The organism is Paenibacillus sp. FSL R7-0312, from assembly GCF_038004445.1.
Lineage (GTDB): Bacteria > Bacillota > Bacilli > Paenibacillales > Paenibacillaceae > Paenibacillus_AQ.
In genome coordinates, this window is sequence record NZ_JBBORE010000001.1 from 1290351 (window position 1) to 1316541 (window position 26191).

The 26191-nt window shown below is 51.8% G+C and carries 24 protein-coding genes; 2 read left to right on the top strand and 22 right to left on the bottom strand.

Annotated features, from left to right (window positions below):
• Positions 1–110: 110 nt before the first annotated feature.
• The 13 genes from hpt to MKX70_RS05545 form a co-directional block, all read right to left on the bottom strand.
• Entirely contained in the window at positions 111–650 is a 540-nt protein-coding gene (gene hpt / locus MKX70_RS05485) for a hypoxanthine phosphoribosyltransferase (RefSeq protein ID WP_039309523.1), read from the bottom strand.
• Positions 651–695: 45 nt separating this feature from the next.
• Complete coding sequence (tilS, locus tag MKX70_RS05490) at positions 696–2138, bottom strand: tRNA lysidine(34) synthetase TilS (RefSeq protein WP_042231437.1); 1443 nt, start codon at positions 2136–2138, stop codon at positions 696–698.
• 74 nt (positions 2139–2212) lie between these two features.
• Positions 2213–3151, bottom strand: a complete 939-nt coding sequence (locus tag MKX70_RS05495; protein WP_340839649.1) for a serine/threonine protein kinase — start codon at positions 3149–3151, stop codon at positions 2213–2215.
• On the bottom strand, positions 3141–3887 hold the full coding sequence (locus tag MKX70_RS05500; RefSeq protein ID WP_340781440.1) for a VWA domain-containing protein: 747 nt from the start codon (positions 3885–3887) through the stop codon (positions 3141–3143). The genes MKX70_RS05495 and MKX70_RS05500 overlap by 11 nt, the downstream gene beginning before the upstream one ends.
• 935 nt (positions 3888–4822) lie before the next feature.
• Positions 4823–7330 (bottom strand): stage II sporulation protein E, encoded by a 2508-nt coding sequence (gene spoIIE, locus MKX70_RS05505; RefSeq protein WP_042231433.1) that lies wholly within the window; start codon positions 7328–7330, stop codon positions 4823–4825.
• Positions 7331–7773: 443 nt separating this feature from the next.
• Positions 7774–8277: a S1 domain-containing RNA-binding protein gene (locus MKX70_RS05510; protein ID WP_042132690.1), complete on the bottom strand. Its 504-nt coding sequence runs from the start codon at positions 8275–8277 to the stop codon at positions 7774–7776.
• A 127-nt stretch (positions 8278–8404) separates the two neighbouring features.
• Positions 8405–8737 carry an FtsB family cell division protein gene (locus MKX70_RS05515; RefSeq protein WP_042231432.1) on the bottom strand — a complete coding sequence of 111 codons (333 nt, stop codon included), beginning with the start codon at positions 8735–8737 and terminating at the stop codon, positions 8405–8407.
• A gap of 22 nt (positions 8738–8759) precedes the next feature.
• Complete coding sequence (yabQ, locus tag MKX70_RS05520; protein ID WP_340839650.1) at positions 8760–9323, bottom strand: spore cortex biosynthesis protein YabQ; 564 nt, start codon at positions 9321–9323, stop codon at positions 8760–8762.
• On the bottom strand, positions 9320–9604 hold the full coding sequence (gene yabP / locus MKX70_RS05525; protein ID WP_039309510.1) for a sporulation protein YabP: 285 nt from the start codon (positions 9602–9604) through the stop codon (positions 9320–9322). The genes yabQ and yabP overlap by 4 nt, the downstream gene beginning before the upstream one ends.
• A gap of 138 nt (positions 9605–9742) precedes the next feature.
• Entirely contained in the window at positions 9743–10021 is a 279-nt protein-coding gene (locus MKX70_RS05530) for an RNA-binding S4 domain-containing protein (protein WP_036723951.1), read from the bottom strand.
• Complete coding sequence (locus MKX70_RS05535) at positions 10021–10293, bottom strand: HU family DNA-binding protein (protein WP_039309509.1); 273 nt, start codon at positions 10291–10293, stop codon at positions 10021–10023. The genes MKX70_RS05530 and MKX70_RS05535 overlap by 1 nt, the downstream gene beginning before the upstream one ends.
• Before the next feature lie 264 nt (positions 10294–10557).
• The gene (gene mazG, locus MKX70_RS05540) at positions 10558–12057 is read right to left on the bottom strand and encodes a nucleoside triphosphate pyrophosphohydrolase (protein WP_340839651.1); all 1500 of its coding nucleotides are present in this window, start codon (positions 12055–12057) and stop codon (positions 10558–10560) included.
• 74 nt (positions 12058–12131) lie between these two features.
• Positions 12132–13787, bottom strand: a complete 1656-nt coding sequence (locus MKX70_RS05545) for a putative polysaccharide biosynthesis protein (protein ID WP_340839652.1) — start codon at positions 13785–13787, stop codon at positions 12132–12134.
• 284 nt (positions 13788–14071) lie between these two features.
• On the opposite strand from MKX70_RS05545, the gene MKX70_RS05550 reads away from it, so the two are divergent.
• A protein-coding gene (locus MKX70_RS05550) for an IS3 family transposase (RefSeq protein WP_156123389.1) occupies positions 14072–15216 on the top strand; the annotation gives its coding sequence in 2 pieces (ribosomal slippage) (positions 14072–14345 and positions 14345–15216; 1146 coding nt in all).
• A gap of 82 nt (positions 15217–15298) precedes the next feature.
• On the opposite strand, the gene spoVT is transcribed toward MKX70_RS05550, so the two are convergent.
• The 5 genes from spoVT to pth all read right to left on the bottom strand — a co-directional run bounded on the left by spoVT (position 15299) and on the right by pth (position 21683).
• Entirely contained in the window at positions 15299–15841 is a 543-nt protein-coding gene (gene spoVT / locus MKX70_RS05555) for a stage V sporulation protein T (RefSeq protein WP_039305786.1), read from the bottom strand.
• A gap of 284 nt (positions 15842–16125) precedes the next feature.
• A complete protein-coding gene (locus tag MKX70_RS05560; protein WP_042231422.1) occupies positions 16126–17160 on the bottom strand; it encodes a peptidylprolyl isomerase in 1035 nt (344 codons plus the stop codon).
• The gene (gene mfd, locus MKX70_RS05565; RefSeq protein ID WP_340781454.1) at positions 17147–20671 is read right to left on the bottom strand and encodes a transcription-repair coupling factor; all 3525 of its coding nucleotides are present in this window, start codon (positions 20669–20671) and stop codon (positions 17147–17149) included. Before mfd ends, MKX70_RS05560 begins: the two co-directional genes overlap by 14 nt.
• 131 nt (positions 20672–20802) lie before the next feature.
• Positions 20803–21033: an anti-sigma-F factor Fin family protein gene (locus MKX70_RS05570; protein WP_042231418.1), complete on the bottom strand. Its 231-nt coding sequence runs from the start codon at positions 21031–21033 to the stop codon at positions 20803–20805.
• Positions 21034–21122: 89 nt separating this feature from the next.
• Positions 21123–21683 (bottom strand): aminoacyl-tRNA hydrolase, encoded by a 561-nt coding sequence (gene pth / locus MKX70_RS05575; RefSeq protein WP_042231417.1) that lies wholly within the window; start codon positions 21681–21683, stop codon positions 21123–21125.
• 92 nt (positions 21684–21775) lie between these two features.
• Here pth and MKX70_RS05580 point away from each other — a divergent pair, with 92 nt between their 5' ends.
• A complete protein-coding gene (locus tag MKX70_RS05580) occupies positions 21776–21976 on the top strand; it encodes a hypothetical protein (RefSeq protein WP_039305774.1) in 201 nt (66 codons plus the stop codon).
• Between the two features lie 92 nt (positions 21977–22068).
• Here the strand turns inward: MKX70_RS05580 and MKX70_RS05585 are convergent, their stop codons facing one another.
• The 4 genes from MKX70_RS05585 to purR form a co-directional block, all read right to left on the bottom strand.
• On the bottom strand, positions 22069–23022 hold the full coding sequence (locus MKX70_RS05585; RefSeq protein ID WP_019914487.1) for a ribose-phosphate diphosphokinase: 954 nt from the start codon (positions 23020–23022) through the stop codon (positions 22069–22071).
• 90 nt (positions 23023–23112) lie between these two features.
• Positions 23113–24516, bottom strand: a complete 1404-nt coding sequence (gene glmU, locus MKX70_RS05590; protein WP_340781455.1) for a bifunctional UDP-N-acetylglucosamine diphosphorylase/glucosamine-1-phosphate N-acetyltransferase GlmU — start codon at positions 24514–24516, stop codon at positions 23113–23115.
• 258 nt (positions 24517–24774) lie between these two features.
• Entirely contained in the window at positions 24775–25062 is a 288-nt protein-coding gene (gene spoVG, locus MKX70_RS05595; RefSeq protein ID WP_036696395.1) for a septation regulator SpoVG, read from the bottom strand.
• A 209-nt stretch (positions 25063–25271) separates the two neighbouring features.
• Positions 25272–26099, bottom strand: coding sequence for a pur operon repressor (gene purR, locus MKX70_RS05600; RefSeq protein WP_042231413.1), 828 nt, complete (start codon positions 26097–26099; stop codon positions 25272–25274).
• Positions 26100–26191 lie beyond the last annotated feature (92 nt).

A 26191-nucleotide genomic window follows, 5' to 3' on the forward strand; every position in this document is an offset into this window, starting at 1 on the left:
CCCTACCTCCTCTCACAACGCTCAAGTTATTGTACCATAGCCTGACCAGACTCCTCAAATTGTCAGGAAATCCAGAAAAGTGATCCTTGAATCTAAGGCTGTCGATTGGTTCATTTGGAATAAATTTCAGGCTTCAGTACACCTACGTATGGGAGGTTCCGATACAGTTCGGCATAGTCGAGTCCATAGCCTACCAGGAAAGCATCAGGAATCACAAAACCGGTATATTCGGCTTCAAGATTAACTGCACGGCCTGAAGGTTTATCGAACAGGGTGACTACGTTGACGGAAGCAGCATTCCGGCCCTGCAGCATCTCAATCAGATAGCTGAGGGTAAGACCACTGTCGATAATGTCCTCGACAATCAGAACATCGCGGCCTTCAACCGATGTGTCCAGATCCTTGATGATTTTGACTACACCGGAGGATTTGGTCGTACCACCGTAGCTGGATACTGCCATGAAGTCCATCTCAACGGGTACTGTAATCACTTTAACCAGATCCGCCATAAAGATAAACGCACCTTTGAGTACACAGATGACTAAAGGTGTGCGGCCTGCATATTCCTTGCTCAGCTGGGCGCCAAGCTCCCTGATTCTTTGTTGGATTTCTTCTTCGCTGATCAAGATTTCTTGAATATCATTCTGCAACTTGCGAACCTCCTAAGTTATACTATGAAAGACTTACTTCGACCATTACGTTTCTTCGCCCTGTTCCATGTCTTCCATGGACAGGAGAAGCACCGAGGCCGTGTGCCGCCCTACTGCGGCATGCATCGAGCGCCTAACGCCCGGAATCCAGACGATATTGCCCAAACCATCACAAACGAGGGGAATCGCAGAGCGTTCGGAAGAAGGTATTTTATCATCAATGTAAATATCTTTTACCTTTTTGCTTCCGTTTAATCCCATAACCCTTATGGTATCTCCAGGCAATCGGGAACGGATGGTGAGTGGTAAGACGAGCTCATCGCCATCAAACCAAGCCGACATCTTCCCAGAGTCCTCCTCCTGTGCAAAAAAATCTTCTCTCTCCAGCACCTTCATCGTCATAACTTTTCCTATCTCCTTCAGGTGAATCCGGGGATGAGGCAAAGACAGAGGGTATGTATAGCTCACCTGCCGAAGCAAGGGCTTGGACGAGAATAAAAGGGTATCATATTGCCGCATACAGACGAAACCCCTGCCCAAATCCAAAGTCCATACGGTGGGGTGCTCCTGCAGCGTTCCCCGGCGCACAGCTTCAATCTTGGGGAAATCCATCACAGATGAATCCGCTGACAGATAATTTAATATTAGTTTAATCAAACGCCGTTGTAAAGCGGAGGGTAGGGCCGCAAATGAAGCTCTCTTCAAGGTGTATTTTCCATGCTCGATAAAAACAAGCTCTTCGAAGCATTTTGCCGCATTCGCCTCCATATATTCATCTTCCGCACCGGCAATTTCAGACAGCTGCAGAAGTGATTGTCTCACTCTCGGATTATGCTGTTCAAGCAGGGGCAATACTTCCAGCCTGACCGCGTTCCGCTTATACTTCATAAGCAGATTGCTGGCATCCTCCGCGTAAGCAAACCCCTCTTCCCGGCATAAGCCGACAAGAGCTGTTTTGTTAATACGCAGGAAGGGGCGGATGAGTTCCACCTTTTTTTCAGTCCGTTTCCAGCGCATGCCTGCAAGGCCTGAAGGACCACTCCCCCGCAGCAGCCGCATCAGCACAGTCTCAGCCTGATCATCGGCATGATGGGCCAGTGCGACAGAACGTGCATGGTAACGGTGCGCGGTTTCAATCAGAAATTGATAGCGTTTCTCCCTTGCCGCTCCTTCCGGACCCAGTCCTATTTCCTTGACCATGGATGGAATATCAAACTCCGCGAGCTCAAAAGGGATTCCCAGCTCAGCAGCCATATTCCTGACAAACTCCGCCTCTTCCGCTGATTCGGCTCTGAAGCCATGATTCACATGGGCACAGACCAGAGTTAATGGCATCCGGTTTACGGCAATCTCGTGCAAAATACGCAAAAGAGCCACAGAGTCCGGCCCTCCGGAAACTGCGACTACAATGGTGTCATGGGGCTGCCACAGTTCATGCTCAGCCGCAGCCTCCAGTACGGATTCCACCAGTTCTTTCATTTGTTCCATATGCGGCATCCTTTCTTGCAGATCACTTGCCTGTCTTGCTCCGGAATTCCAGCACGCTGGTATTATGTATAATTTCAAAAACGGAATACCCAGTAGATCGTAAAGGCCAGCAGAAATAAAGACAGCGCAAACGCATTTTTGAGCCAGCGGGGAGTTGCCATCGTATCTTTTCCCGTCTTCCGTGCTCTGTATATCTGACTTCTCCAGATCTCCGCAGCTTGTGCGGAACCGGGAAAACCGCCTTTGAGCGCCAGACACAGCCAGGAGGCCAGCTTTTTGTCAGGCAGATTTCTGGCCAGCTTCAGCAGTTCATCCACACTCCGGGTCTGCGGCAGCTGCTGGGCTGCGGACTTCAGACCTTCTTCATTAAGCAGGCGTAGGCACAGTACGGCAAAAGAAAACAGATCATAGTTCTCGTCTCCCGTCCGGCTGCCGGCGTTCCAGAACCCGCGGTCATGCCATTCGGTAAACTGCTTCACGCTGCGTCCCAGGGGACTCGCGCCTCCGTAGTCAATCAGCTCGGCTTCCCCGTAATTGGATACCATGACATTCTCCGGCTTAAGGTCTCCGAACACAAAGCCGCACTCATGCAGGGTCTGCAGCTTCTCCAGGAGCTTCATGCCGACAAGCCCCAGCCAGGACGCCCCGTTCCTGGACAAAAAATGATGAAGCGGCCTGCCTTCCACATAACGCATCACGTAGAAAGGAGTATGGTCCCTATCCTTGAAATCATCCGATTCCAGCAGGTAAGAGGACAACGGTGACTCCTTGCGTGCCCGGTGCTCGCTGCGTTTACGGCAGGATTGCAGAGAAGTCAGTACATTGATTTCTGACTGCAGCTCCAGCGTATCGTATCCGATTTTGAGCGCATACCGCTCCCGCCGGCCTTCCCGCTGCACAAGATATACGGTTCCGTTTGCCCCTTTCCCCAGCATCCGCTCCACAACATAACGGTTCCCCCGCCATTTGCCGGTAATTACAGTGCCTGCCGGAAAGGGTGGATTAGACGACATACCCACCAATCATCCCTTCTCTTGCCTCGTCATCCCCATTCACAAGATAGTCACGAGGTTCATCCAGTTTATCATAACGGTAATGTTCGAGCACCTTGAAAATAGCCGGTCCTGTCGGAGTAGCCCCCCGCATCTTCAGCCTGGAGAACAGTGAGCGGACTTCCGATACATTCCGCGTCCAGTCCATATCCAGCACGATATCTTCACTGCTGGTACGCCCGGGGAAATGGAACACGGCAAGCTCGCTCCGCCCTTCCCGTGCCTCCAGACTGAGAGCCAAATCACGGATGGCATCCTCCACGGCACCCAGCTTGGGCTTCATGCTCGCACTTGCATCAATTAATAGGGCAATACGCAGCGGAGAAGTCTCGGTCAGCTCATCGACAACCGTAACCACCTGTGACCGCTGCTGCGGAGGCAGTTCTTCGAGGGAACCCTCGCCGAGAATTTTTTTTACCTCTTTATTAACCGCCTGCTGGATCGTCTGAACCACGGTCTTGCGGGTCATCATCTGAATGGTCTGTGCCAGCTGCGACGTTGAGGCAATCCGGCTGAGTCCGCCTCCCGCTTTGGCAATATCAGCGATCTCCCGGCTTCCGAGTTCACCGATCGTTCCATAGTCCACGACTCCTACGACATTGACCGTAATACCCTCCTGCCGGGCATGCGCCGCCGCAAGTACCGGACTTTCCCCCACATTCGAACAACCGTCAGTAATGAGTAGGATCTGCTTCATGACCGTTCACTCCCCTTTGCCTTGTATCTAGTTCTAGCATATCCAAGGTAGAGAGATTTCAAACGCCGCTTAGCGGGAAAAACTTGAATCGAATGGCTTCGTGAAATAAGGGCCACTGCGAGAAAGTTTTGGCCCTCCGATCGCTGTTGTCCTCTGATTTCCTGATTTGAGTAACGCAGTTTGCGGTTGAAATCAGAGGACAAAGGCGAACACTGCCGCTTCTGCGGCTCCAAAATTCCTCTCCGTTCCATATACTTCACTTTCCATCAATACAAGTTTACGCCGCTGAGTCAGCGGCGGTTGAAACGGGGCGGGCAGAAACGGGCCAGTGGATGGAATGCACTTGCCGGTTAACGCAAGATTGAGAACACAGGCCTCAGCCAGCAGAATATTTGGAACCTCCAGTGGTGATCAACTTGGTTAACCACTTAGCTAGTTGGTGGGAATCTGGTGACTGCTGCAGCTAAATTGATAAGTTATCATGCAGATAACTATTAAGTGCCCGCTATCGCTCCTCCAGTCTGAGGTCTTAAATCCTGCACCAAATACAACAATTCCCTCATACCAATCACCCTTAAACGGATATTGTTGTACGAAATGCAGGATTTCTCAGCTTCCAGCCACTTTGCGGAGCAATTCTTGTATTTCGTACAACAATTTTTCCAAACACCCTGGTTTCTTCATATCAAAGCTGCACTCAGTACAACATTTAATGTCTGCACAGAGACGAACCGGTATTGCCTGCCTAAGTTCCCTGAATCCCATTGCTGCATACCGGGCAGAAGACAGAGTGGACCTAAGAATCCAACTTACTGCATGGAGGAATCCTTACCCTGCAGGGGAATCTTTTATCGGCTGCCGGCTGTCATTCTTAAGTTTTGCTAATCTTATATAGAAGATAATGAAAGAACAGTGTCAGGTAAATGATAGGTTACCTAACTAACTGTGCGCGGTCTCTCCATCCGGCCCACTCCCGGCATATGCAGGCTTGACCACTCGGGATGGAAATGATCGACACGGCTGACGACAATCGTCATATCATCATGGATCTCATTGCCCTGGTAACGGATTACTTTATCCAGCAGGCTGTCGGCCATATCCTGAGGATCATCGCCTTCCAGCTCCTGAATCAGTCGTTTCATCCATATCTCTTTATTAACGGCATATCCGGGCGCATCATAAATACCATCGGTCATCATAATGAGAATATCTCCGGGACGCAGCTGCATGGTGACCAGGTCCACTTCAATATCTTTAATAATTCCAATCGGCAGATTGCTGGCTGTCACCGGAATAACCTCGCTGCCCCGCCGGATAAAGCTTGGTGCTGACGCAATCTTCATGAAGATGGTCTGCGCCGAATATTGATCGATCAGCGCCATATCCACGGTCGCATAGAATTCATCCGGGGAACGCAGCAGCAGAATCGAATTGACAGATTTGACCGCCAGCTTCTCATCCATCCCTGATTGCAGCAGCTTCTCCAGCATGGATAGCGCAGCACTGCTCTCCATCCGGGCCCGCTCGCCGTTGCCCATTCCATCACTGATCGACACAGCAAAGGTGCCATTTCCGAGCTCCACCGTACTGAAGCTGTCGCCGGACATTATATCGCCTCCTTTGGCAGCACCGGCTACACCTGTGTTAATTTCATAAGCCTTGGCTGAACCAAAAGTCACCATAGATAAGCCTTCGCGCGGGTGCACCGCTGTTTCACTTACCACCGCAATATTCTCCTCCAGGATATCGGAGAGCAACGGGGCAATCATTTTGCGGCATTCGTCGAAGCCCCGGGTATAAGCATGCACCACTTCAATCTCTACCCGGCCGGGATCAAGGCTTAGAATTTCTATGGTATGAATTGACAGGCCCAGCTTCTCCAGTGCCTCGCGGATCTGTCCCTCCTGGCGGTACATCGCCTGGCCTTCCCGCTTGATCTCCTTCGCCAGATCCTCCATAACCTGAGAGACCCCGGATAATTGTTCGGCAACAAATTGGCGGCTGTCGTATATTTGCCGCTTCCAGCGCATATCATGCTGATAGAGTTCATATTGGCCCTTCATTACTTCGAGTACTTCGCCCGTCTTGCCGCAGATCCGGTTCCATTCCGGAGGCAGCTGGGCCGCTGTAATGTCGGGGCATTCTTCCACAGTAGTCATCATATCGGTCATATATCTGTATGTCTGATAGAACTTGGCATCCCAGCAGTGGGTACGCCGGATGCAGCCGGCGCAGGCTCCTTCCGTTACCGTTTTCATAAAGTCCTCCATTTCACGGTCGCTTTTACCGGCTTCCGTGGCACGGGGAATTTGACCAAAGCTGCTGGAGAGCTGACGGAATACCTGAGAGAATTGAGTAACCCGGTCTGCTGTAATATCCCGTACTCTGCGGGCATATTCATGTTGAGAGCGGCTATGATCAGCAGTGCCCGGTACATATTTGGCAATGGCAGAAATAATGCCTTTAGGTGTCAAAAGAAACAACACTACGGCGGCGCAGGTCTCCCAGGTGGAATTCATCACATCGCCTGGTCCCATGAAATATACCGACAATATGGTTGAACCCAGCAGCATCCCGATTGAGACGGCCCCTTTGCGTCCGGACTGCATCATTCCCGCCAGCATACCGGAGAAGGCCAGCAGACTCATCTGATAAATGGCACTTACATCAGCCAGACTAAGGATCAGACCGGTGACGACACCGACGGCTGCCCCGAGCGGGGCTCCACCGGCAAGGGCAAAGAGCAGAATGAGGAAACGCGATAAAATATGCTCCAGAGAAAGGCCATTTACCGTCCACCCGACCAGGCCTGTCATCACGGAGGCCAGCAGAATAATCAGGCAGAGGACCTCTTCATTGCGAAGCGCCCTGCTTTTTTGCTTATAAGTGAACACTGGAAGCGCCTGCAGGAATACGAGCGTCAGCACAAACCCAAGCAAGGCATCAATCGTTGCCATCATCAGCGGATACCAGGCCAGCGTCGGCCCGATTACCACCCGGAACAGTCCCACCATAAAAGAAGCGACGAATACCATGAGCGGCGCATAGGACAGATCCACCCGCTGGAAGTTCTCCATTCCTTTGTAAATCAGATAAAAGATAATCAGCTCTGCGGCAACCACTATAGCACCGGGAAACGGGGTAAACAGACTTCCGAGAAGAATAGCCGCAGCCACAGGCAGCGTAGAGTCCCTGCGCATAAATACAATGACGGCGAAATAAGCGGCAGCAAAGGGAGTTAGCTCGTCCAAAATCATGGCACGGCCTAGTAAAAAGCCCATCAGACTCAGCAGCAGTGCCCACTTCTTGACCGCGATGAACTGGAGGACCGGCTGTCTCATACTCCACGCCTTCAGACGTGTACTCCAAGCTTCCTTCTGAACCTTGTCTTTGCTTCCTGCTCTTGTCCACTCCGGCAAATTCACCACATTGCTTTTACTCATTCCCCTGCACCACCCGTATATGAATTTATGGTTCTCATTATATAGCGGGGGTCTTATGAAAGTTTGTCAGAAACAGAGAGCAGGCTGCAAAAATATTCCGACAAAAAAGCCTCTGCCGACATTTTATGGAAAAACCTTTCTAACCCTTACGGAGCAAAAGGTTAGCCCATGCTGGGGCTGGCCTTGACGGCGGACGTTGCCGGTGCCCCCGCAGACATTCGTCAGCGATTGCCCTAGAGTTATGTGAGAATGGCTTGGATGCTGTCGGCAATTTGTTTGTGGCCGACAAAAAACAGCCCGGCTGCGAATCCTACACTGGAGGTATTGCAGAGCTTCCTGCCACCCGCGGGCAAATGCCAGAAATTGAACAATTACCAGGACAAACAAAAAAACCGCGAAGGGCATGAAGCCCCAGCGGTTATTTATGATGTGCAAGACTCAGATTATACGCGCTTGGCTCCACGGCCGCCGCGCTTTCCTTCTGTGTTCTTCTTGATCGAAGATATCCGTTCTTCGCTGTCTTTCAGGAAGCGTGACATTTTATCCTCGAATGAAGGTTTACCGGCTGCAGGCTTGAATGGACGCCCACCCCGTTCACGATTGAATCCACCACCGCCGCCTCCGCCACTGCCGCCACCACCGCCGAAACGGTCTCCACCGCTTGGACGTTCTGGTCTTGGAGCTCTGGGGGGACGTACTTCCGACGCCGGCTTATCAACGGCCTGCTTAATGGAAAGTCCGATCTTGCCGTCCTTGTCAACATTGATCACCTTGACGGTTACTACATCCGCAATCTTCAAATGATCGTTAACATCTTTGACGTAGTTATCGGCGATCTCCGAGATGTGAACGAGACCTGTGACACCTCCTGACAGATCCACAAATGCTCCGAAATGCGTGATGCCTGTCACCTTGCCCTCTAACTTGGTGCCCACTTCAATTGCCATAGAATAAAATGATCCTCCCTTAAAAATATACAGACGAATATTAGTTCATCCTGTCTGCGGTGATTTGATTATACAGTAAAGAACAAAGCAAGGCAACAGAGCGAAAGCCCCTTTTAGCCTGCTTTTATTACTCAGATTGCTCTGTGCGGATAGGTGATTCACCTTCTGGATACATATTATACCATTTACGCGCTAATTGTCCGATATACTCATCATTATTCAGCCGCGAGACTTCATATTTCAGTTGGTTGAGCGAAGCTGTGACGCTTTCATTGCTCTGCTGCTTCTTCGCAAGCTGTTCAGTCTTGTCGGCAATAGCTGAACTCTGGGCAAAGAAAGTAAACCCGGCCCAGCCGAAGAATACCGCCACTACAAAAATCCATATAAACTTTCTTCTCTTCGCGCCTGCGGCCGAAGCCTTATTGTTATTATTCTTCTCTTCCGCAGAGAATCTGTTCATACAGCGTACCCCCAGTTCAAGATCAGCGTTTCCGCCATCCCGATATCCATTTAGTGATCCTCACTACCCTGGGACTATGATAGAACCGGGAAAGATGCGGAGAGACCCACCTTACAGGAAGTACCCAGATTGGCTTGGTTAGACGCAGCAGCAGCTTGAAAATATAGAGTAGGATCCGGCCGAGCAGCAGCAGCGTTCCCTTTACAAGGCGCCACAGCCAGAGAAGCGGCCATCCGATCACGATCTCAATACATCTCCATAGCAGCCTGCACGTATACTGAACCGACTGAATTAACATTAACACAAAACGCCGCACCGTAACACTGAAGATCAAAAAATAGATCCATACACCTAGAAAGAGTCCGAGAAAGACATAAAACCTCAATTGTCCCTGATTTCCGGCATAAAGCATGCGAAAGACGAACAGGGCAGCTGCTATCCAGTACAGCAAATCCAGCAGCGCATTCAGCCATTTGGGAAAGCTCAGCTTCAGCGACAGCACCCGGTAGCTGTCATAGGCCAGTCCCATGGTTGTGCCGGCCAGCACCATATAGAGCAGGGTGATCCATTGGACCGCGGGATTCATTTGAACAGCTTACGGAGAATCCCTTTATTTTTGCCCTGCGTACCGGGATCCAGATAAATCAGGGAATGAACATTGCCTTCAAGTGACAACAATCCATTCTCCAGACTCAAATTTTTGATATGTAAATGACTTCCCCGAATGGTGAGATGGCCGAGTTCCGTACGTAGCAGAAACTCCTCGCTGTCAAAGCTCTCTACATTCTGCACGCCCGTAAGTTCGACCTGTTTACGGCTGTGCATGTGCAGATCATGTTGTTTATTGACTTTGGCTGGCTCGATCATAGCATGTACCCCTCCTTCTTGGTTCTAATCTATGACGGAAGGACAGGGTATAGAACATGAAGGCGTGCCATGCATCGTAAAAAAGCGTAACTTCACATAGAGTAAAGTTACGCTTTCGATTACTGACTGAAATCTGCCTTACCAGTCGAGTCCGGTGCTTTTGGCCACAGGCTCTTCACGGAGCAGGGTATACATTCCGGCGGCCTCGTCCTTGCGGGTGGTCTCCACCAGCTTTTCGACTTTGACCGTCACAAGCTTTTGGCCGAACTGCACGGTAATCTCGTCACCGATCTTCACAGTGCTGCTCGGTTTGGATTCCCGTCCATTGATCAGTACCCGGCCCTGTTCGGACACATCCTTGGCCACGGTGCGGCGCTTGATCAGACGGGAAACTTTCAGGAACTTGTCCAGACGCATTAGTTAACGGCTTCTTTAAGCTTGTTACCTGCCTTGAAGGCCGGTACAGTCGATTCAGGGATTTCAATAGGTGTGCCCGATTGCGGGTTACGGCCGGTACGGCCGGAACGTTTGCGGGTTTCAAAAGTGCCGAATCCGATCAGCTGCACTTTATCTCCGCTTGCCAGAGCTTCTGTAATTTCGCCCAGAACCCCATTGAGTACCGCTTCTACATCTTTTTTGGCCAATCCGCTTTTTTCGGAAATGTTGTTTACCAGATCTGTCTTGTTCATAATTTGAAGTTCCTCCTAGGATACAAAAAAATAAATGAAATTCCGGCTCGCTGGCAAAAAATGCCGCAAATCGTCATTTCGTCTTTATGATATTCTTGATGCTGCCTTCAATTCCTGCCATGATCCGCCCTTTTTTTAAAAAAGTAACCGCTGGCAGAGAACCGGGGCTTATAGCACTATAACATTATAAACCTCTATTTGCATTTTAAATCAGAGATTTAAGGTCCTGTTCACAGCATTACCGTTTCTCCGGCACTGTATACCCTACTGGCTCCGCTCTTCTGTCTTGGCTTCCTGCCAGAGAGCCTCCATCTCTTCCAGACTACTGTCTTGAACACTAGTACCTCTATCAAGCAGCCGCTGCTCAATGTACTGGAACCGGGAGATAAACTTGCGGTTTGTGCGGGTCAGCGCTTCCTCCGGATCGGCATCGATGAAGCGGGCTACATTAGTTGCCGCGAACAGCAGATCACCCAGCTCCAGCATCTGCTCCTCGGCAGACAGCCCCGTTTCAATCGCTTCCTGCAGTTCGTCGACCTCTTCACGGATTTTGGCTAGGACATCTCCGGTATTATCCCAATCGAATCCCACCTTGGAGGCCTTCTTCTGCAGCTTGTAAGCCTTCATCAGTGCAGGCAGGTCACGGGGAACCCCGCTGAGCGCGGATAGCGCTTCAGGCTTCACGCCTTTGCGCCGCTTCTCTTCGGCCTTCATGCCGTCCCAGTTCTGCAGCGCCTCCTCGGCATTGCCGGCAACACGGTCGCCGAAGACATGCGGATGGCGGAAGATCAGCTTCTCATTCAGGCCTTCAATCACATCATAGACGCTAAATGTACCGAGCTCCTCTTCCATCTGGGCATGAAGCATAATCTGGAGCAGCAGGTCGCCCAGCTCTTCCTTCATATGGTCCGGGTCATCCTCGTCGATCGTTTCCAGCACCTCATAGGTCTCTTCGATCAGGTTCTTGCGCAAGGATTCATGGGTCTGCTCACGGTCCCAGGGACAGCCTTCCGGACTCCGCAAAATATCGACAATCTCATGCAGCCGGGCAAACGTACGCTTTCGCGCATCCTCTGCAGGGTTGATTGGAACATACACCAGCGAGAGGTTGCCGTATCCGTCCAGCCGGTCCAGCTCATACAGCGGCACACGCAGAATCTGCTCCTCACCCTCTACACCGAGAGCATGTCCGACAACTACTTCATACTCCGGCGGATACAGCTCCATCAGGCAGAGCTTGGTTTCTGACGCAGTGAAGCTGTCATAGACCTGCCCGATCAGTGTGTGCAGCTCCGGGTGGAGCTGGGAGCTGCGGATGCCCGAAGCATCCAGCAGCTGAAATCCTTCAATCGGATCAAAGCCCAGACGGACGAATGCCTCATCGAGGAAGCTTTCCCCGCCGAGGATATTCAGCTCAATGCGGGCCTCCGGGCAGCGTTGTCGCAGCAGGGATACAGCGGATTCAGCAACCATGGGATGTCCCGGCACGGCATAGACGATTTCTGTGCCTTGCGGAGCCGCCGCTGCCTTCTCAATCAGGGTTGCCGTAATGGCTTCGTAGACCTCAGGGAAGGAGGATAACGATTCATACAGCCCGTCGAAAGACTCCGAAGAAATCTCAAGCTCAGCCAGTGCAGCCATGGCGGGATGCTCTGCGGTCCGCACGTAAACGGCGGATGCCGCTTTGAGCTTCTTGATAATGCCCAGTGTCAGCCGGTCCGGATTACCGGACCCGAGGCCGACCACCGTTAGTATTGCGCTCATGCCTGTCTACTCCTTTGAGGGCATCTGCCTGCTGCTTGTGCAGCCGGTGGCCCTATGTAAATTATTAGTAAGCCTTAAGGGAACAGGCGCAGCTTCTTCAGCTTGTCCGCCAGCCGGGGGCCGAAGCCCGGAAGCTGGCGCAGCTCGTTCTCGCTGAGCAGCCGCAGCGCCACTGCGCCGAGTGCGAAGACGGCGCAGCCTGCGAGCACGCCGAGCAGGCTCTGCGCCAGCGCTGCGGTCCGCCCGCCGCCGAAGCCGGCCGCGTCCGCCGCTCTGCCCGCGGCGAGGCTCACGGCCGCGGCAACCAGCCCCAGGCCCGCGAGCAGCGCCGCGGGCTTCAGCAGGGCATCTGCGAAGCGCAGCCGCAGATAGCCCTGGCGGTAGAGCAGCAGCACGTTCAGCGCTGCTGCGAAGAGATGTGCGGCCACGCCGGCGATGGCCGCACCGGTAATGCCCTGCTGCGGGACCAGCAGCAGGTTCAGGGCCGCCTTAAGCGCAGCGGCGGCCAGAAGGTGCAGCGCCGGCGCACGCACGGCGCCAAGGCCCTGCAGCAGCGCGGCGGAGATGATGCTGACCGTGCCGCCGGCGGCGGTGAAGGCCAGCCAGGTCATCGCGCCGCTGCCGGCAGCGTCCCCGTACAGAGCCGTGTTAACGGGCTCTGCAAGGACGGCCAGGCCTACGGACGCGGCCAAGCCGAGGAGCCAGAACCAGCGCAGCGACAACGTGATGCGTGTGCGGATAAGTTCCTCGTTCCGCTGGAATTTCGCTTCCGCCAGGGCCGGAATGAATACTACCGACAATGAGGTGGCCAGCATGGTTACGATCTGGACGAGCGGCAGTCCGCGGTTATAGATGCCGAACTGGGCCATAGCGGCCGTCTCACTGCTGCCGCTTCCCGTCAGCAGACGGGGAACCGTGAACACATCCACCAGGCCGATCAGCGGCATAGCCAGAGCGCCCAGCATCACCGGCAGTCCGTAAGCCAGCAGCTTACGGACATTCGTCTCGCGTTCCGGGTGGACTTCAGCTGCGGCTGGCTTCCCTCTGGCGGGAACCTGAAGCATAGCGGCCTTCAGCCCGCGGCGGCGGTAAGTGCGCCAATAGAGGAGCATAACGGCCAGACCTGCCAATCCTCCGCCCGCAGGACCGAGCAATGCGCCGGCGGCAATACCTGCCGCATCGGCACCGGCCGCTGTCAGATAGAGCAGCAGTGCGATCATGACTGCCACACGCACCGACTGCTCTACGACCTGTGACACAGCGGTTGGCATCATATTATGCAGCCCCTGGAAGTAACCGCGCAGTGCGGCCATCAGCGGTACTACTGCCAGTCCCCAGGCACTGCTGCGCAGAGCGGAGGTAATATGGGAATTGCCGACCCACACAGCAATAACCGGTGCTCCGGTATAGACCAGAATCCCGAGAATCAGTCCGGAGACTGCTGTAATGCCCGCTGACAGGCGCAGCACCCGCCGTCCTTCCTGGTCATCCTGCGCAGCAGATGCCTCTGCCACGAACCGGGAGATGGCTGCAGGCAATCCCAGCATGGCTACCGTGACCAGGATCGTATATAGCGGATAGACCGTATTGTAGATACCGAATGCTGCGTCACCGCCCAGGTTCTGCAGCGGAATCTTCTGCAGGGTACCGATCAGTTTTGAGAAAATAGCTGCCGCGCTAAGAATAAATGCACCTTGCAGCAGCTTCGAGCCTTGGGTGTCCGATTTCATGATATACCTGCTTCTACAGCGTGACTGCCATATTATTGAACGTGAACTTAAGCATGTTACAATGAGGTCCCCATTCTTAAGCTCATCATATTAGAATGAATTTCTATATTATAGCTTAAGTATGCCTGTAAGTGGAAATGGCTTCACTTCATACAACAAAACCCCGCCATTTCCTGTGGAGTCATACCCGGGACTGACCCCATAACGTGAGACAAATCAAAACACCTACAAGAAAATGAAACCCTGTCGTAAGATAGGGAGATAATCTTGGAGGTGTTTTTGCGTTGGCAACGAGAGTGAGTTACCCGGTAGAAATCAAAATGAAAGCCATTGAGATGAGGTTGGCAGGAGTTCCGGTCAGAGAGGTTATGGAGGAGCTAGGGATACGGAATAACACACAGTTAAAGACATGGATGAGGTGGTATCGAAAAGGCGAAGTGCATCGTCTGGAGCAGCCCGTGGGCAAACAGTACAGCTACGGAAAAGGTCCAGAACACTCTACGGAGCTGGAAAGAGTAAAGGCGGAGAATCGTTTCTTAAAGCAGCAACTAGACGTGCTAAAAAAGTACAGGGAACTGGAAAGGAGGTGGAACCGCAAGTCGTTATTACCTGGATCGAGTCCATTCGAGAAGAAGTAACGGTGAAAGAGGCTTGCGCATGGCTTGGGATTGCAAGAGCCACATACTACCGCTGGAAAGCCGCAGTAGAAACCGAGCCTTCAGAGTCTATAGCGGAGAAGATAAGGCAGCTTTGCGTACAGCATAAATTCCGATATGGGTACCGGAAAATCACCGCACTCCTTCGGGCAGAAGAACCCATAAACCACAAACGAGTTCAACAGATTATGCAGCGTGAAGGGCTACAATGCCGTGTAAGGAGGAAGAAACGTAAGGCCCCGGGGCAGCCAGCACATCCAGCAGAAAATCTGCTGAAGCGGCAATTTCATGCAGAGGGGCATCTGCAAAAGCTCGTCACGGACATTACCTATTTACCGTTTGGAGGGAAGATGTTGTATCTCTCGAGCATTCTGGACCTATACAATGGGGAGATTGTAGCTTACAGTATAGCGGACAAGCAAGACACATCTTTAGTGTTGCATACACTGAATCAACTTCCAAAACGGGCAAATATGCTGCTTCATAGCGACCAGGGCAGTGTATATACGTCTCAGATGTACCAGACTGCAGTCAAAGGAAAAGGCATTACCATGAGCATGTCCCGCAAGGGAACGCCCGCCGATAATGCCCCCATCGAATCGTTTCATTCCACCCTAAAGTCTGAAACGTTCTACCTCGAAGATCTCATGTGTACAACGACGGCAATCGTTGAACAGACCGTTCGAGACTACATCACTTACTATAACTCAATTCGGATTCAGGCGAAACTAAATAACCAGTCACCGGTGGATTTCCGGCGACTGGCTGCTTGAACTTGCAGGGTGTTTTGATCCCTGTCTCACGAACGGGGGGCAGTCCCCCCAGAGGATAAGCGGGGTTCTATAGGCCAATCTCTTACTGCTCCATCTGCTTGCCCAGGAAGGCTGCGGCTGTTTCAGCCATCTTCACTTCCATCTGCGCCATTTTCACCGTGTCATCCTTATTCAGCAGTACTACACAGCCGATTGGATCTCCGCCGGAGATAATGGGTGCTGCCACATAGCTGGATAGCAGCTCCGTGTGGTCTTTGCTGATGTCGTAGCTGCCCCCATTCGTCTCAAGCACCGTTTTACGGCTTTCCATTACCTTCTCCAGCAGCACGCCAACCTGCTTCTCCAAATAATCCTTCTTGGAGCCGCCGGCGAGTGCGATGAAGGTGTCCCGGTCCGTAATCATCGTAATATGCCCTGTTCCCTCAAACAGTGACTCCGCGTATTCTTTCGCGAAATCACCCAGCTCGCCAATCGGAGAATACTTTTTCAATATAACTTCACCATCACGGTCGACGAAGATTTCCAGAGGGTCTCCTTCCCGAATGCGCAAGGTGCGTCTAATCTCTTTAGGGATAACAACTCGTCCGAGGTCATCAATACGGCGTACAATTCCAGTAGCTTTCATTTCACATGTTGCCCCGCTTTCTTAAGAAGTATGGTCCAACTACTGTCCATTATGGGAATGGTTAATCCCAGTGATTTATCGTAATATCTGACCATAGTATTCATCTCTTCCCAGTTCCTTATACATTCAAGCCGCCTGTTTAAAATAGTTCATGCAAAATCACAAACACAACAGGCGCATCATTCCAGTTATGTTCTTAAATTCACCATTCTATACCTGCTCCAGCCTGTTCAAAAAAAGCCGCCTGATGCTTGGCGCATCAGACGGCTTGTCCACCTATAAAATTATTTGGCTGCTTCTGTAGCGGCCGGAGCTGGTGTGGCATCAGCCGGGGCTGGAGTAGCTGCTGTTCCCGGTTCATCGGCTGCGGCGGTGCTCTTCGGCAGGTTGATCTCAATCTTCAGGCTATCCAGATCCTTTTCGAGGAACGACTCCAGGCTGGTGGAAGCTGCTGAGCTCTTAACAGTCTCCAGCTGCTCTGCCGTCAGCGTGTCGAAGGTTGTCTCCTTGCGGGCTTCAACTTTAATGACGTGATATCCGTAGCTGCTCTTCACCGGATCACTAATCGTATTAAGCGGCAGCGTCTGGGCTGCGGCTTTGAACTCTTCTACGTACTTGGACAGCGGCTCATCCTTATATAAGCCCCCGGTATCCTTCGTACTGGTATCATCCGAATATTCCTTGGCAACGGCTGCAAAGTCTGCACCGCCGTCCAGCTTTGCTTTCGCTTCATTGGCACGCTTCAGCGCATCTGCATCCGCACGCTCCTTGCCGTCACCATCCGTCAAGCCAACCAGCACATGACGCAGTGTAGCCACGGTGAAATCAGCTTTAATCGCTTCGTACTCTGTCTTCACCTGCTCGTCCGTTACTTTGAGCAGCATGTCCTGATAAACGGTAAGCACCCGCTGCATATAAGAACGCAGGTCCGATTCGCTTAGATCCTGCTCCTTCAGAGAGCTTTTATAGGAGTCGCCCAGACTGCTCTTGATCGTCTCAATCTGTGTATCGACCTCTTTCTCTGCTGCCTTCTTCGCCTCATCCGTTGCCTGGCCAGCCAGATGTTCAAACGCGACCTCCTGCTTCAGGATAGACTCCTTGAACATATCAATCTCCAGATACTGCGCCTGCTGCGGAGACAGGAATTTCATTACGCGGGTATCCAGATCGAATTCCTTCGCAGTAATCGTTCCGCCATTATAAGTTGCCACCGCTGTATCATCGCCGCTGTTGCTGCTGCAGGCAGCAAGCATTGAGAAGGAAACTGCTGCAACCAGTGAGACCAGCAGCACTTTCCATGGTTTTTTATTTAACGACATTGTGTAATTCTCCCTTCGATTTTAAAGACTGTTTAGCTGCCGCGAGGAATTGCTCCAGCAGTTCAAGCAGCTCTTTGTCGCCCAAGTCTTTGGACTTGATGCGGATCGTTGCTTTCGCATCCTTATCAAATTGTACACGTCTTTCGAAGCTATTTCCAACTTTGGCCAGCTTCGCCGTATCTAACGCCCCGATAGTTCCTTCATGGAAATTGAGTGAGACCTCATCGCCCCGCCGGACCATGGATTCCATACCATACAGTTTGCCGTATACCTTCAGCCGGGCCACAGAGAGCAGATTGATGACTGCTTCCGGCAATTCGCCGAACCGGTCAAGCAGCTCATCCTCAAGCTCCGAGGCATCCTCAAAAGTCGCCACTGCAGCAACTTTTTTATAGATTTCAATTTTTTGGATACTGTCGTAAATATACTCGGATGGAAGATATGCGTCAATCGACAAATCAATCACGGTATTGCCCTGTTTCAGCGAAGTATCCTCTTCACCTAGCACGCTGACCTTACGCTTGCGGATTTCCTCCGCCAGCATCTGCGAATACAGATCGAACCCAACAGAAGCAATGAATCCGTGCTGCTCCGCACCGAGCAGATTGCCTGCTCCGCGGATAGAGAGATCGCGCATAGCGATTTTGAAGCCTGAACCAAGCTCCGTGAATTCCTTAATTGACTGCAGACGTTTCTCGGCCACTTCTGTCAGCACCTTATCCCGCTGGTACGTGAAATAGGCATAAGCTATCCGGTTAGAACGTCCTACACGTCCGCGCAGCTGATAGAGCTGGGAAAGTCCCATTTTATCGGCATCATGCACAATGAGCGTATTGACGTTTGGAATATCCACACCAGTTTCTATAATGCTTGTGCTGACCAGCACATCGTATTCTCCATCAAGGAAATCGAGAATAGTCTTCTCCAGCTCCGACTCTGACATCTGTCCATGGCCGATGCCTACTCTTGCCTCCGGCACCAGCATGGAGATTTGTGCAGCCATCTCCTGAATCCCCTGGACGCGGTTATAGAGGTAATAGACCTGGCCGCCACGGGCAAGCTCCCGCTCTACCGCTTCACGGGTAAGGGTCTGGCTATGCTCAACAACATACGTCTGTACGGGAAAGCGGTTCTCTGGCGGCGTCTCAATAACTGACAAGTCCCGCACACCAAGCATCGACATATGCAGAGTGCGTGGAATCGGCGTTGCCGTCAGGGTCAGCACATCGACATTGGTCTTCAGCTTCTTCAGCTTCTCTTTGTGGGTCACGCCGAAACGCTGCTCTTCATCGACAATCAGGAGACCCAGATCCTTGAACACCAGATCCTGCGACAGCAGTCGGTGTGTGCCTATAACCACATCCACGGTACCCTGTCTTACTCCCTTAATGGTGTCATTCTGCTCCTTACGGCTGCGGAAACGGCTCAGCACCTGAATATTCAGCGGATAATTAGCGAAGCGCTCACGGAAGGTCTCATAGTGCTGCTGTGCCAGAATCGTCGTTGGCACGAGGACTGCCACCTGCTTGCCTTCAATCGCTGATTTAAAAGCAGCCCGGATCGCCACTTCTGTCTTGCCGTAGCCCACATCTCCGCAAAGCAGGCGGTCCATCGGACGGTTCTGCTCCATATCCTTCTTGATCTCTTCGATCGCGCGAAGCTGGTCACGGGTCTCCTCATACGGGAACATCTCTTCGAATTCACGCTGCTCCTGCGTATCCTTATCGAAGCCGTAACCAAGCGCGCTCTGGCGTTCGGCGTAGAGCTTGATCAGATCATCGGCGATATCCTGGACCGAGCTCCGTACTTTGCTGGTAACTCTCGTCCACTCGTTGCCGCCAAGCTTATATACCTTCGGCTCCTTGTCTTCAGAACCGACATACTTCTGGATGAGATCGATCTGATCAATCGGAACCGAGAGCTTGTCGCCGCCGGCATAGAGAATATGCATATAGTCGCGGTGAATCCCGCTGACCTCAAGCGTGCCGATGCCCATGTACTTGCCGATCCCGTGGTTCTGGTGAACCACATAATCGCCAATCTTCAGCTCCGTATAACTCTTGATCCGTTCGGCATTGTCAATTCCCTTGGAGACCTTCCGCGCCTTGCGCTGCTTCTGCGAGAACATCTCACCTTCGGTGATGACAGCCAAATGAATCGAAGGAAGCTCAAAACCGGAGCCCAGGTTGCCCTGAAGGATGGTCGGGGCTTCAATCCCGTAGTCGTCAAGCACCCGGCGGACACGCTCCATCCGCTCCTCGCCATTGGCCAGCATAATAACCTTCACGCCGGACTTATGCCAGCGTTCCATCTCGGATTTCAGCACGTTCATCTGCCCATGGAAATCCTGCATTCCCCGGCTGATGAAGCCCAGGATATTCTGCGGCTGAATATGCGGAACCTGACGCAGGAAAATCGACATGAACAAGCTCTGGAACGGACGGTGATACATAATCACATCGCTCTCGACAGAAAGATGCAGGTCAGGCAGCGTTTTGCCGTTCTGCAGCAGGTGCAGGTTCCATTCCGACTCATCGCGCTCCAGCTGCTTCGCAGTTTCAAGCAATCGGGCCGGTTCATCCAGCACAAGCAACGTATCCTGTGCCATGTAATCATACAGATGAGAGCGTTCAGGATATAAGAGACTGATATATTTATAGAGTTCCGGAAAATAAGTGCCTTCGCGCAGCATTTCCAGCTCCCGGCCCATTTCCTCACGCAGACGCAGCTTGGCCTGACGGTCGCTCATTTTCTCGAGCTGCCGCTCCAGTAGTGCTGACGCAGCTGTAGAGGCCGCATCCTGGCGCAGCTGATCGGCAATAATCTCCTTGGCCGGAGTAATCTTCACAGTGCGGACCTTATCAATAGACCGCTGGTCTATGGGATCAAAGGTACGAATGGAGTCTACTTCATCATCAAACAGCTCCACCCGGTAAGCTAGTGGAGAAGTCATAGGATAGAAATCAATAATACCGCCGCGCACGCTGAGTTCACCGCGGTTCTCCACCCGCTCGACACGCTCGTAGCCCATTTCAATCATGGACATGAGGAATTCATCGAGCGAAAGGGTACCGTCCTGCGAAACGGTCAGCTGGGCTCCAGCCATCACATGTGGGGCGGGGAGCAGCCGCCGGACACCGGAGTAGGGAACAACTACAACTCCACGGAAGCCCTTGGCACATTTCGTAAGCACATCAATACGCTGTGCGAGTGTCTCGGGGCTGGAGACTGCAGCTTCAGCAGCTACCAGCTCATTAGCCGGATACAGCAGCACACGGTCCGGAGAAAGCGCTTCCTGCAAATCCTCGGCCATCTTCTGTGCCGAGAACATATTATGAGTGACTACCAGCAGCGGACGCTCCGTCTCTTCATGCAGCGCAGCCAGCATAATTTGTCTGGCCGAGCCGGATAAGCCGGAGATAAGCTGCTCCTTCATACCTGCAGCGATACCGCTGGTGACGGACTGAAAATCGGGATCCTTCGAAAAAGCTTCTATAAGACCTTGTAACAACAGGTGCACCTCTCTTACTAAATAGGCTGACAGCAGCGTTGCCGCTGCCACCTATTATAATTAGAATCGAAAACAAGCCTCAGCGGATAAGGCCAAGGCTTGCGGATGACGATAGAGACAGGCGCTTCCACCTACTGAAGCGGACTGGCCAGCAGGCTAAGTTCCGGATTGTTATCCAGGGCCTGCTTACAGTAACCGCAGGTAACCTTCACCGTAATCTCACCTTCTGAATCATACGCTATTATATCTCTGCGTTCCGCAGGGGTCAAGGAATGTAGGCCCAGCTGCATCTCTGTGATATCACTTCTGTCGATGCTTCCTAAGAATGTCCGGCAGTGCCTGCATACATAGTTTATTGCCATCTATATGCCTCCTGAAGGTAGTATATACCTCCAGTATGCCCCGCCCCGGATAGCTTTAGCCTTAAATTACTGCACCCTATACCTTGTAATCAGCCATTGAACTTGGCCATAGTCTGCTCAAATGTGTGCTGCAGGCCAAATTCCACTGCATCACAAGTATCCATAATCATCGTTTCCAGCTTGGGTCCGTCTTTCTTGGCGAATGTAGACAGCACATAATCGACAATTGCAAATCCCGGCTCCGGACGTGAGATTCCCATCCGCACCCGGTTGAAGCTCTGGGTGCCTGTGTGCTGAATGATCGACTTGATTCCGTTATGTCCACCGGCACTGCCTTGATAGCGCAGCCGGATTTTGCCCAGCTCCGTATCCAGATCATCATAGACAACAATCATATCTTCCAGCTGCACCTTGTAATAATCCATATAAGCGCGGACCGCCTCACCGGACAGGTTCATGAAGGTCATCGGTTTAATCAGTACGGTCTTTACTCCGCCAATGACCCCTTCGCCGATCACCGATTTGCATTTATTCTGGTTAAAGACAATGCCGTGTCTGGACGCAAGCTCATCCAGCGCCATAAAACCAACATTATGCTTGGTCTTCGCATATTGCGTTCCGGGATTTCCGAGTCCAACAATCCATTTCATAACTAAAGTCTATCCTTTCCGCCCGGTACTCCCAGCAGAAGAGTTCCGTTTTTGGTACAATAAGTTTATACTCCGAAGACAGGTGATGAACAATGCCACATCAGGGCGATATTTTAACATTACCGCGCCATTTCCAGTACCATATTCAATATGCTGTGCCTGTTGAAGTATTTAGGGGTAGCGCTCATGTAGACATCGGTGTGATTACAGCGGTGGATGAAGGCTTTGTGGAGCTTCAGGGGACGCTATACAACCGCAGCCTGTTCACCTTCATTTCCCGCCCGGGATACTGAGACGTACGAGCTGCTCTGTTTCCCGCATCACGCCGACAAGGGTTACATCTTCCGCTTCACGGAGGTGTAACCCTTTTTCTAATATAAGCAGCTTATTCGATCTCGAACAGTTTGCTGATCGACAGCTCTTCATGCACACGAATAATAGCTTCGCCCATAAGCGGAGCTACGGACAGCACCTTGAGCTTACTTGTCGGATTACTGCTGCGAATTGGAATGGTATCCGTCACGATAATTTCTTTGATTGGAGAGTTCTCCAGGCGTTCATGCGCAGGCCCGGACAATACCGGATGTGTACAGCAAGCGTAGACTTCCTTCACGCCGCCTTCCATCAGAGCATTGGCCCCCAGCACGATGGTTCCTGCCGTATCAATGATATCATCAATCAGAATCGCTGTTTTACCTTCAATGTTACCGATAATGTTCATAACCTCACTAACGTTCGGCTCCGGACGGCGCTTGTCGATGATCGCCAGTGGAGCGTTGAGGAAGTCAGCAAGCTTTCTTGCCCGCACAACACCGCCATGGTCCGGTGAGACGACAACCGGGTTCTGAATTTGCTTGGAGCGGAAATATTGGGCCAGAATCGGAACACCCAGCAGATGATCTACAGGAATATCGAAGAAGCCTTGAATCTGCATCGCATGAAGGTCCATGGTAATGACGCGATGTGCACCCGCTTTTTCAATCAGGTTGGCTACCAGCTTGGCCGTAATCGGATCACGGGAACGGGCCTTACGGTCTTGGCGCGCATAACCGTAGTAAGGAATCACGACATTGATGCTCTTCGCAGACGCACGCTTAAGCGCATCCACCATAACGAGAAGCTCCATCAGATTGTCGTTAACCGGTCCACAGGTGGACTGTACAATATAGACATGACAGCCCCGGACGCTTTCCGACAGCTTAACCTGAATCTCTCCGTCACTGAAGCTAGTAGTATGGGACTCGCCCATCGGAATACCGATATAATCGGCAATCTGACTAGCCAGCTTAGGATTGGAGTTGCAGGTGAAAATCTTTAGTTTGGAATCGCAATAAGTCATAAAATATAAACCCTCCGTGACGGAATTTAACTTCCAAGTAGCGCCGGCGCGGATTTGCAGAGTCCGTCCGGCGCTTTGGCCTTGAGCGCTTTACGATGGACTCTTCGACTGGTCTTTCTTCGCTTTGGCACGGGAGCGGATCTTGTCCGCATAACCCGGCTTGTTCTCCTGTCTTACTCTGGCAACTGCCAGATCATTCTCTGGTACAGAACGCGTGATGGTGGATCCGGCGACAACGAATGCGCCTTTGCCCACAGTTACCGGAGCGACAAGATTCACATTGCTGCCGATAAAAGCATCATCACCGATCTCTGTTCTTGACTTGTTATAGCCATCATAGTTAACGGTGATGGCACCACAGCCGATATTCACATTCTTACCGACCTCAGCATCACCGACATAGCTTAAATGGGATACTTTGGAGCCGTGACCGATTGTAGCATTCTTGATCTCCACGAAATCGCCGATCTTGACCTCTTCGCCAAGCACGGCACCCGGACGCAAATACGCAAAAGGCCCAACGGAAGCCCGTGCGCCGACCTCAGCCTGATTCAGTACGGAATGCTTCACTACAGCACCGTCCATAATCACGCAGTCTTCAATTTCGCTCGCTGGTCCGATCACACAATCTTCGCCGATTACCGTCTTGCCTTTGAGCACAGTGCCCGGATACAGCACAGTGTCTGCTCCAATGACAACATCTGCTCCAATATAGGTAGAGGCAGGATCGATTAAAGTTACACCGTTCAGCATATGCCCGCGGTTGATACGCTCACGCATATAGCCTTCCGCTTCGGACAACGCCAGGCGGTCATTCACACCAATAGACTCTGCAGCATCATGGGCCTGATATCCAAGAACGATATCTCCCTGTGCCCGGAGTATACCGATAACATCAGTCAAATAATATTCCTGCTGGTTATTGGTATTGGTAACCTTCTCCAGAGCGGCAAATAGCTTAACGTTATCAAAACAATAAGTGCCTGTATTGATTTCGCTGACAGCGGCTTCGCTCTCTGTGCAGTCCTTCTGTTCTACAATCCTCTGCACTCCGCCGTCTTCGCCCCGGATGATCCGGCCATATCCGGCAGGCTGCTCCATAATAGCAGTTAGGACGGTTGCGGCAGCTTTCTGCGCTTCATGCAGCGCCATCAGCCCTTCCAGTGTCTCGGTCATTACCAGCGGTGTATCCCCGCAGATCACGATCGTAGTTCCTTCTTCACCGCCAAGCAGATCTTTGGCTTGTTTGACGGCATGCCCGGTTCCAAGCTGGATATCCTGCAGCACATATTCGGCATTGTCGCCTACATAAGCTTTAACTTTCTCAGCGCCGTGGCCTACGACGACTACTGTACGCTCGCATCCGGTCGCCTTTACTGTATCAAGCACGTGCCCTACCATCGGTTTGCCACAGACGGGGTGCAGCACTTTGTATAATTTAGATTTCATACGCTTGCCTTGGCCTGCAGCAAGTACAACAGCCATTCTTTTCAAGAATGCCAACCTCCTACTTCTTGAACTCACTACTGAATATATCTCATTCCGGGCAAAAAGAAAAGAGAACCATGAAGGCATGGTTCCCTTTTCTTCGAACCCCAATAAAATCCCCCCACAAAGTGGGGCTTTGGCTTCGAGGCTGACCCAGGTACTTTTGCGGGGACCCCGAAACATAAAAAAGTCTTATCTTAAAAAACGGCATGGCTTTACGCCGCCCGGGAGGGCAGCAATCCTTGAGAGTCAGCGCTTCACAGCTTAAGCTCCCTCTTCAATGACTTCTTCTTCTTCCGTAGCGGCGCGTTCGTACTCGGCCAGAACCGCAGATTGAATCTTTTCGCGCGTTCCCGAAGAAATCGGGTGAGCGATATCGCGGAATTCACCGTCAGGTGTACGCTTGCTGGGCATTGCAACGAACATCCCGTTATTACCATCGATGACGCGTATGTCATGAACAACAAACTCGTTATCGATTGTAATGGATGCGATTGCTTTCATTCTCCCCTCAGAGTTGACGCGGCGGAGTCTGACATCCGTAATTTGCATGTGTGTGTTCACCACCTTTTTCCATCAGAGACTTGGTGTATAATTCCACACAGCAAAGCGAATTCCTTCTTTTTCATTCCATAAAATGCCTGATAAAGAAGATTATTTTCGCAGAACCTTTGATTTCGACACATTTCGTGCTGTTATCTTAAGATTCCTCACGGTTTCGACATTATGCCCGGGTTTTTAACTTTGGAAATCCAGCTCACTCAGGAGGAGAAATAATTGCCGGGATACGCGGAAATGCGCCGTACCTTGGAATCTACCTCCGTCAGCTTTACGAGCGATACGTAATCATGCAGCAGGCGTTCTTCCTTCTCCACCGCTCCGGATTCTACAAGTACGCCTACACCGGCGACCTCGGCATTGAACTCGCCCAGCAGATCAACCATCCCGCGTACGGTACCGCCCGCCTTCATGAAGTCATCCACGATCAGCACCCGTGATTTCTCACGCAATGCCCGTCTGGACAGCGACATCGTATGTATACTCTTGTGCGAACCCGAGACGTAGTTAATGCTTACCGCCGAACCCTCGGTCACTTGATGGTCGCGGCGCACCAGTACTACAGGCAGCCCAAGCTGTGCAGCCGTCGCATAAGCGAGCGGAATCCCCTTGGTCTCCACTGTCATCACGACATCAATCTCTACTCCGTAAAAAGCCGTAGCAATAATCTTACCGGCTTGCTCCATCAGGGACGGCAGTCCCAGCAGATCGGACATGTACAAATAACCGCCGGGCAGAATCCGGTCACTCTGCTCCAGCTGTCCGCACAGCCGGTTCACGAAAGCAAGTGCCATGTCCATCGGCATCCGCGGAATATACCTGACTCCGCCTGCAGCACCCGCAAGGGTTTGCAGTTCGCCCATGCCTTCGCCTTCAAATACCTCTTTTATAATAGCCAGATCTTCACTGACCGATGACTTCGCTGCACCGTACCGCTCTGCGAAGGTCGAGAGCGGCAGCAGATCATGCGGCTTCTCAAGTAAAAATTGGGTCATATCAACCAATCGCTGGCTTCGTTTAAGTTTCTTCACGGAATGCTCCTCGCCAAAACCGAATATTATTATGAATAATATCATTTTTGTACGGATTTACACAAGCGAAAACGGTTATACCGTCCTTCAGA

Excerpts from the sequence above, each read along its gene's own strand:
- MKX70_RS05570 (WP_042231418.1), bottom strand. The coding sequence starts at position 21,033 with ATGGCAATAAACTATGTATGCAGGCACTGCCGGACATTCTTAGGAAGC.
- MKX70_RS05510 (WP_042132690.1), bottom strand. The coding sequence starts at position 8,277 with ATGGCAATTGAAGTGGGCACCAAGTTAGAGGGCAAGGTGACAGGCATC.
- MKX70_RS05500 (WP_340781440.1), bottom strand. The coding sequence starts at position 3,887 with ATGAAGCAGATCCTACTCATTACTGACGGTTGTTCGAATGTGGGGGAA.
- MKX70_RS05580 (WP_039305774.1), top strand. The coding sequence starts at position 21,776 with ATGCCACATCAGGGCGATATTTTAACATTACCGCGCCATTTCCAGTAC.
- MKX70_RS05495 (WP_340839649.1), bottom strand. The coding sequence starts at position 3,151 with ATGTCGTCTAATCCACCCTTTCCGGCAGGCACTGTAATTACCGGCAAA.
- spoIIE (WP_042231433.1), bottom strand. The coding sequence starts at position 7,330 with ATGAGTAAAAGCAATGTGGTGAATTTGCCGGAGTGGACAAGAGCAGGA.
- pth (WP_042231417.1), bottom strand. The coding sequence starts at position 21,683 with ATGAAATGGATTGTTGGACTCGGAAATCCCGGAACGCAATATGCGAAG.
- MKX70_RS05535 (WP_039309509.1), bottom strand. The coding sequence starts at position 10,293 with ATGAACAAGACAGATCTGGTAAACAACATTTCCGAAAAAAGCGGATTG.
- mazG (WP_340839651.1), bottom strand. The coding sequence starts at position 12,057 with ATGAGCGCAATACTAACGGTGGTCGGCCTCGGGTCCGGTAATCCGGAC.
- MKX70_RS05530 (WP_036723951.1), bottom strand. The coding sequence starts at position 10,021 with ATGCGTCTGGACAAGTTCCTGAAAGTTTCCCGTCTGATCAAGCGCCGC.
- MKX70_RS05560 (WP_042231422.1), bottom strand. The coding sequence starts at position 17,160 with ATGTCGTTAAATAAAAAACCATGGAAAGTGCTGCTGGTCTCACTGGTT.
- tilS (WP_042231437.1), bottom strand. The coding sequence starts at position 2,138 with ATGGAACAAATGAAAGAACTGGTGGAATCCGTACTGGAGGCTGCGGCT.
- spoVG (WP_036696395.1), bottom strand. The coding sequence starts at position 25,062 with ATGCAAATTACGGATGTCAGACTCCGCCGCGTCAACTCTGAGGGGAGA.
- MKX70_RS05585 (WP_019914487.1), bottom strand. The coding sequence starts at position 23,022 with ATGACTTATTGCGATTCCAAACTAAAGATTTTCACCTGCAACTCCAAT.
- spoVT (WP_039305786.1), bottom strand. The coding sequence starts at position 15,841 with ATGAAAGCTACTGGAATTGTACGCCGTATTGATGACCTCGGACGAGTT.
- yabQ (WP_340839650.1), bottom strand. The coding sequence starts at position 9,323 with ATGAATCCCGCGGTCCAATGGATCACCCTGCTCTATATGGTGCTGGCC.
- yabP (WP_039309510.1), bottom strand. The coding sequence starts at position 9,604 with ATGATCGAGCCAGCCAAAGTCAATAAACAACATGATCTGCACATGCAC.
- MKX70_RS05515 (WP_042231432.1), bottom strand. The coding sequence starts at position 8,737 with ATGAACAGATTCTCTGCGGAAGAGAAGAATAATAACAATAAGGCTTCG.
- MKX70_RS05545 (WP_340839652.1), bottom strand. The coding sequence starts at position 13,787 with ATGAAATCGGACACCCAAGGCTCGAAGCTGCTGCAAGGTGCATTTATT.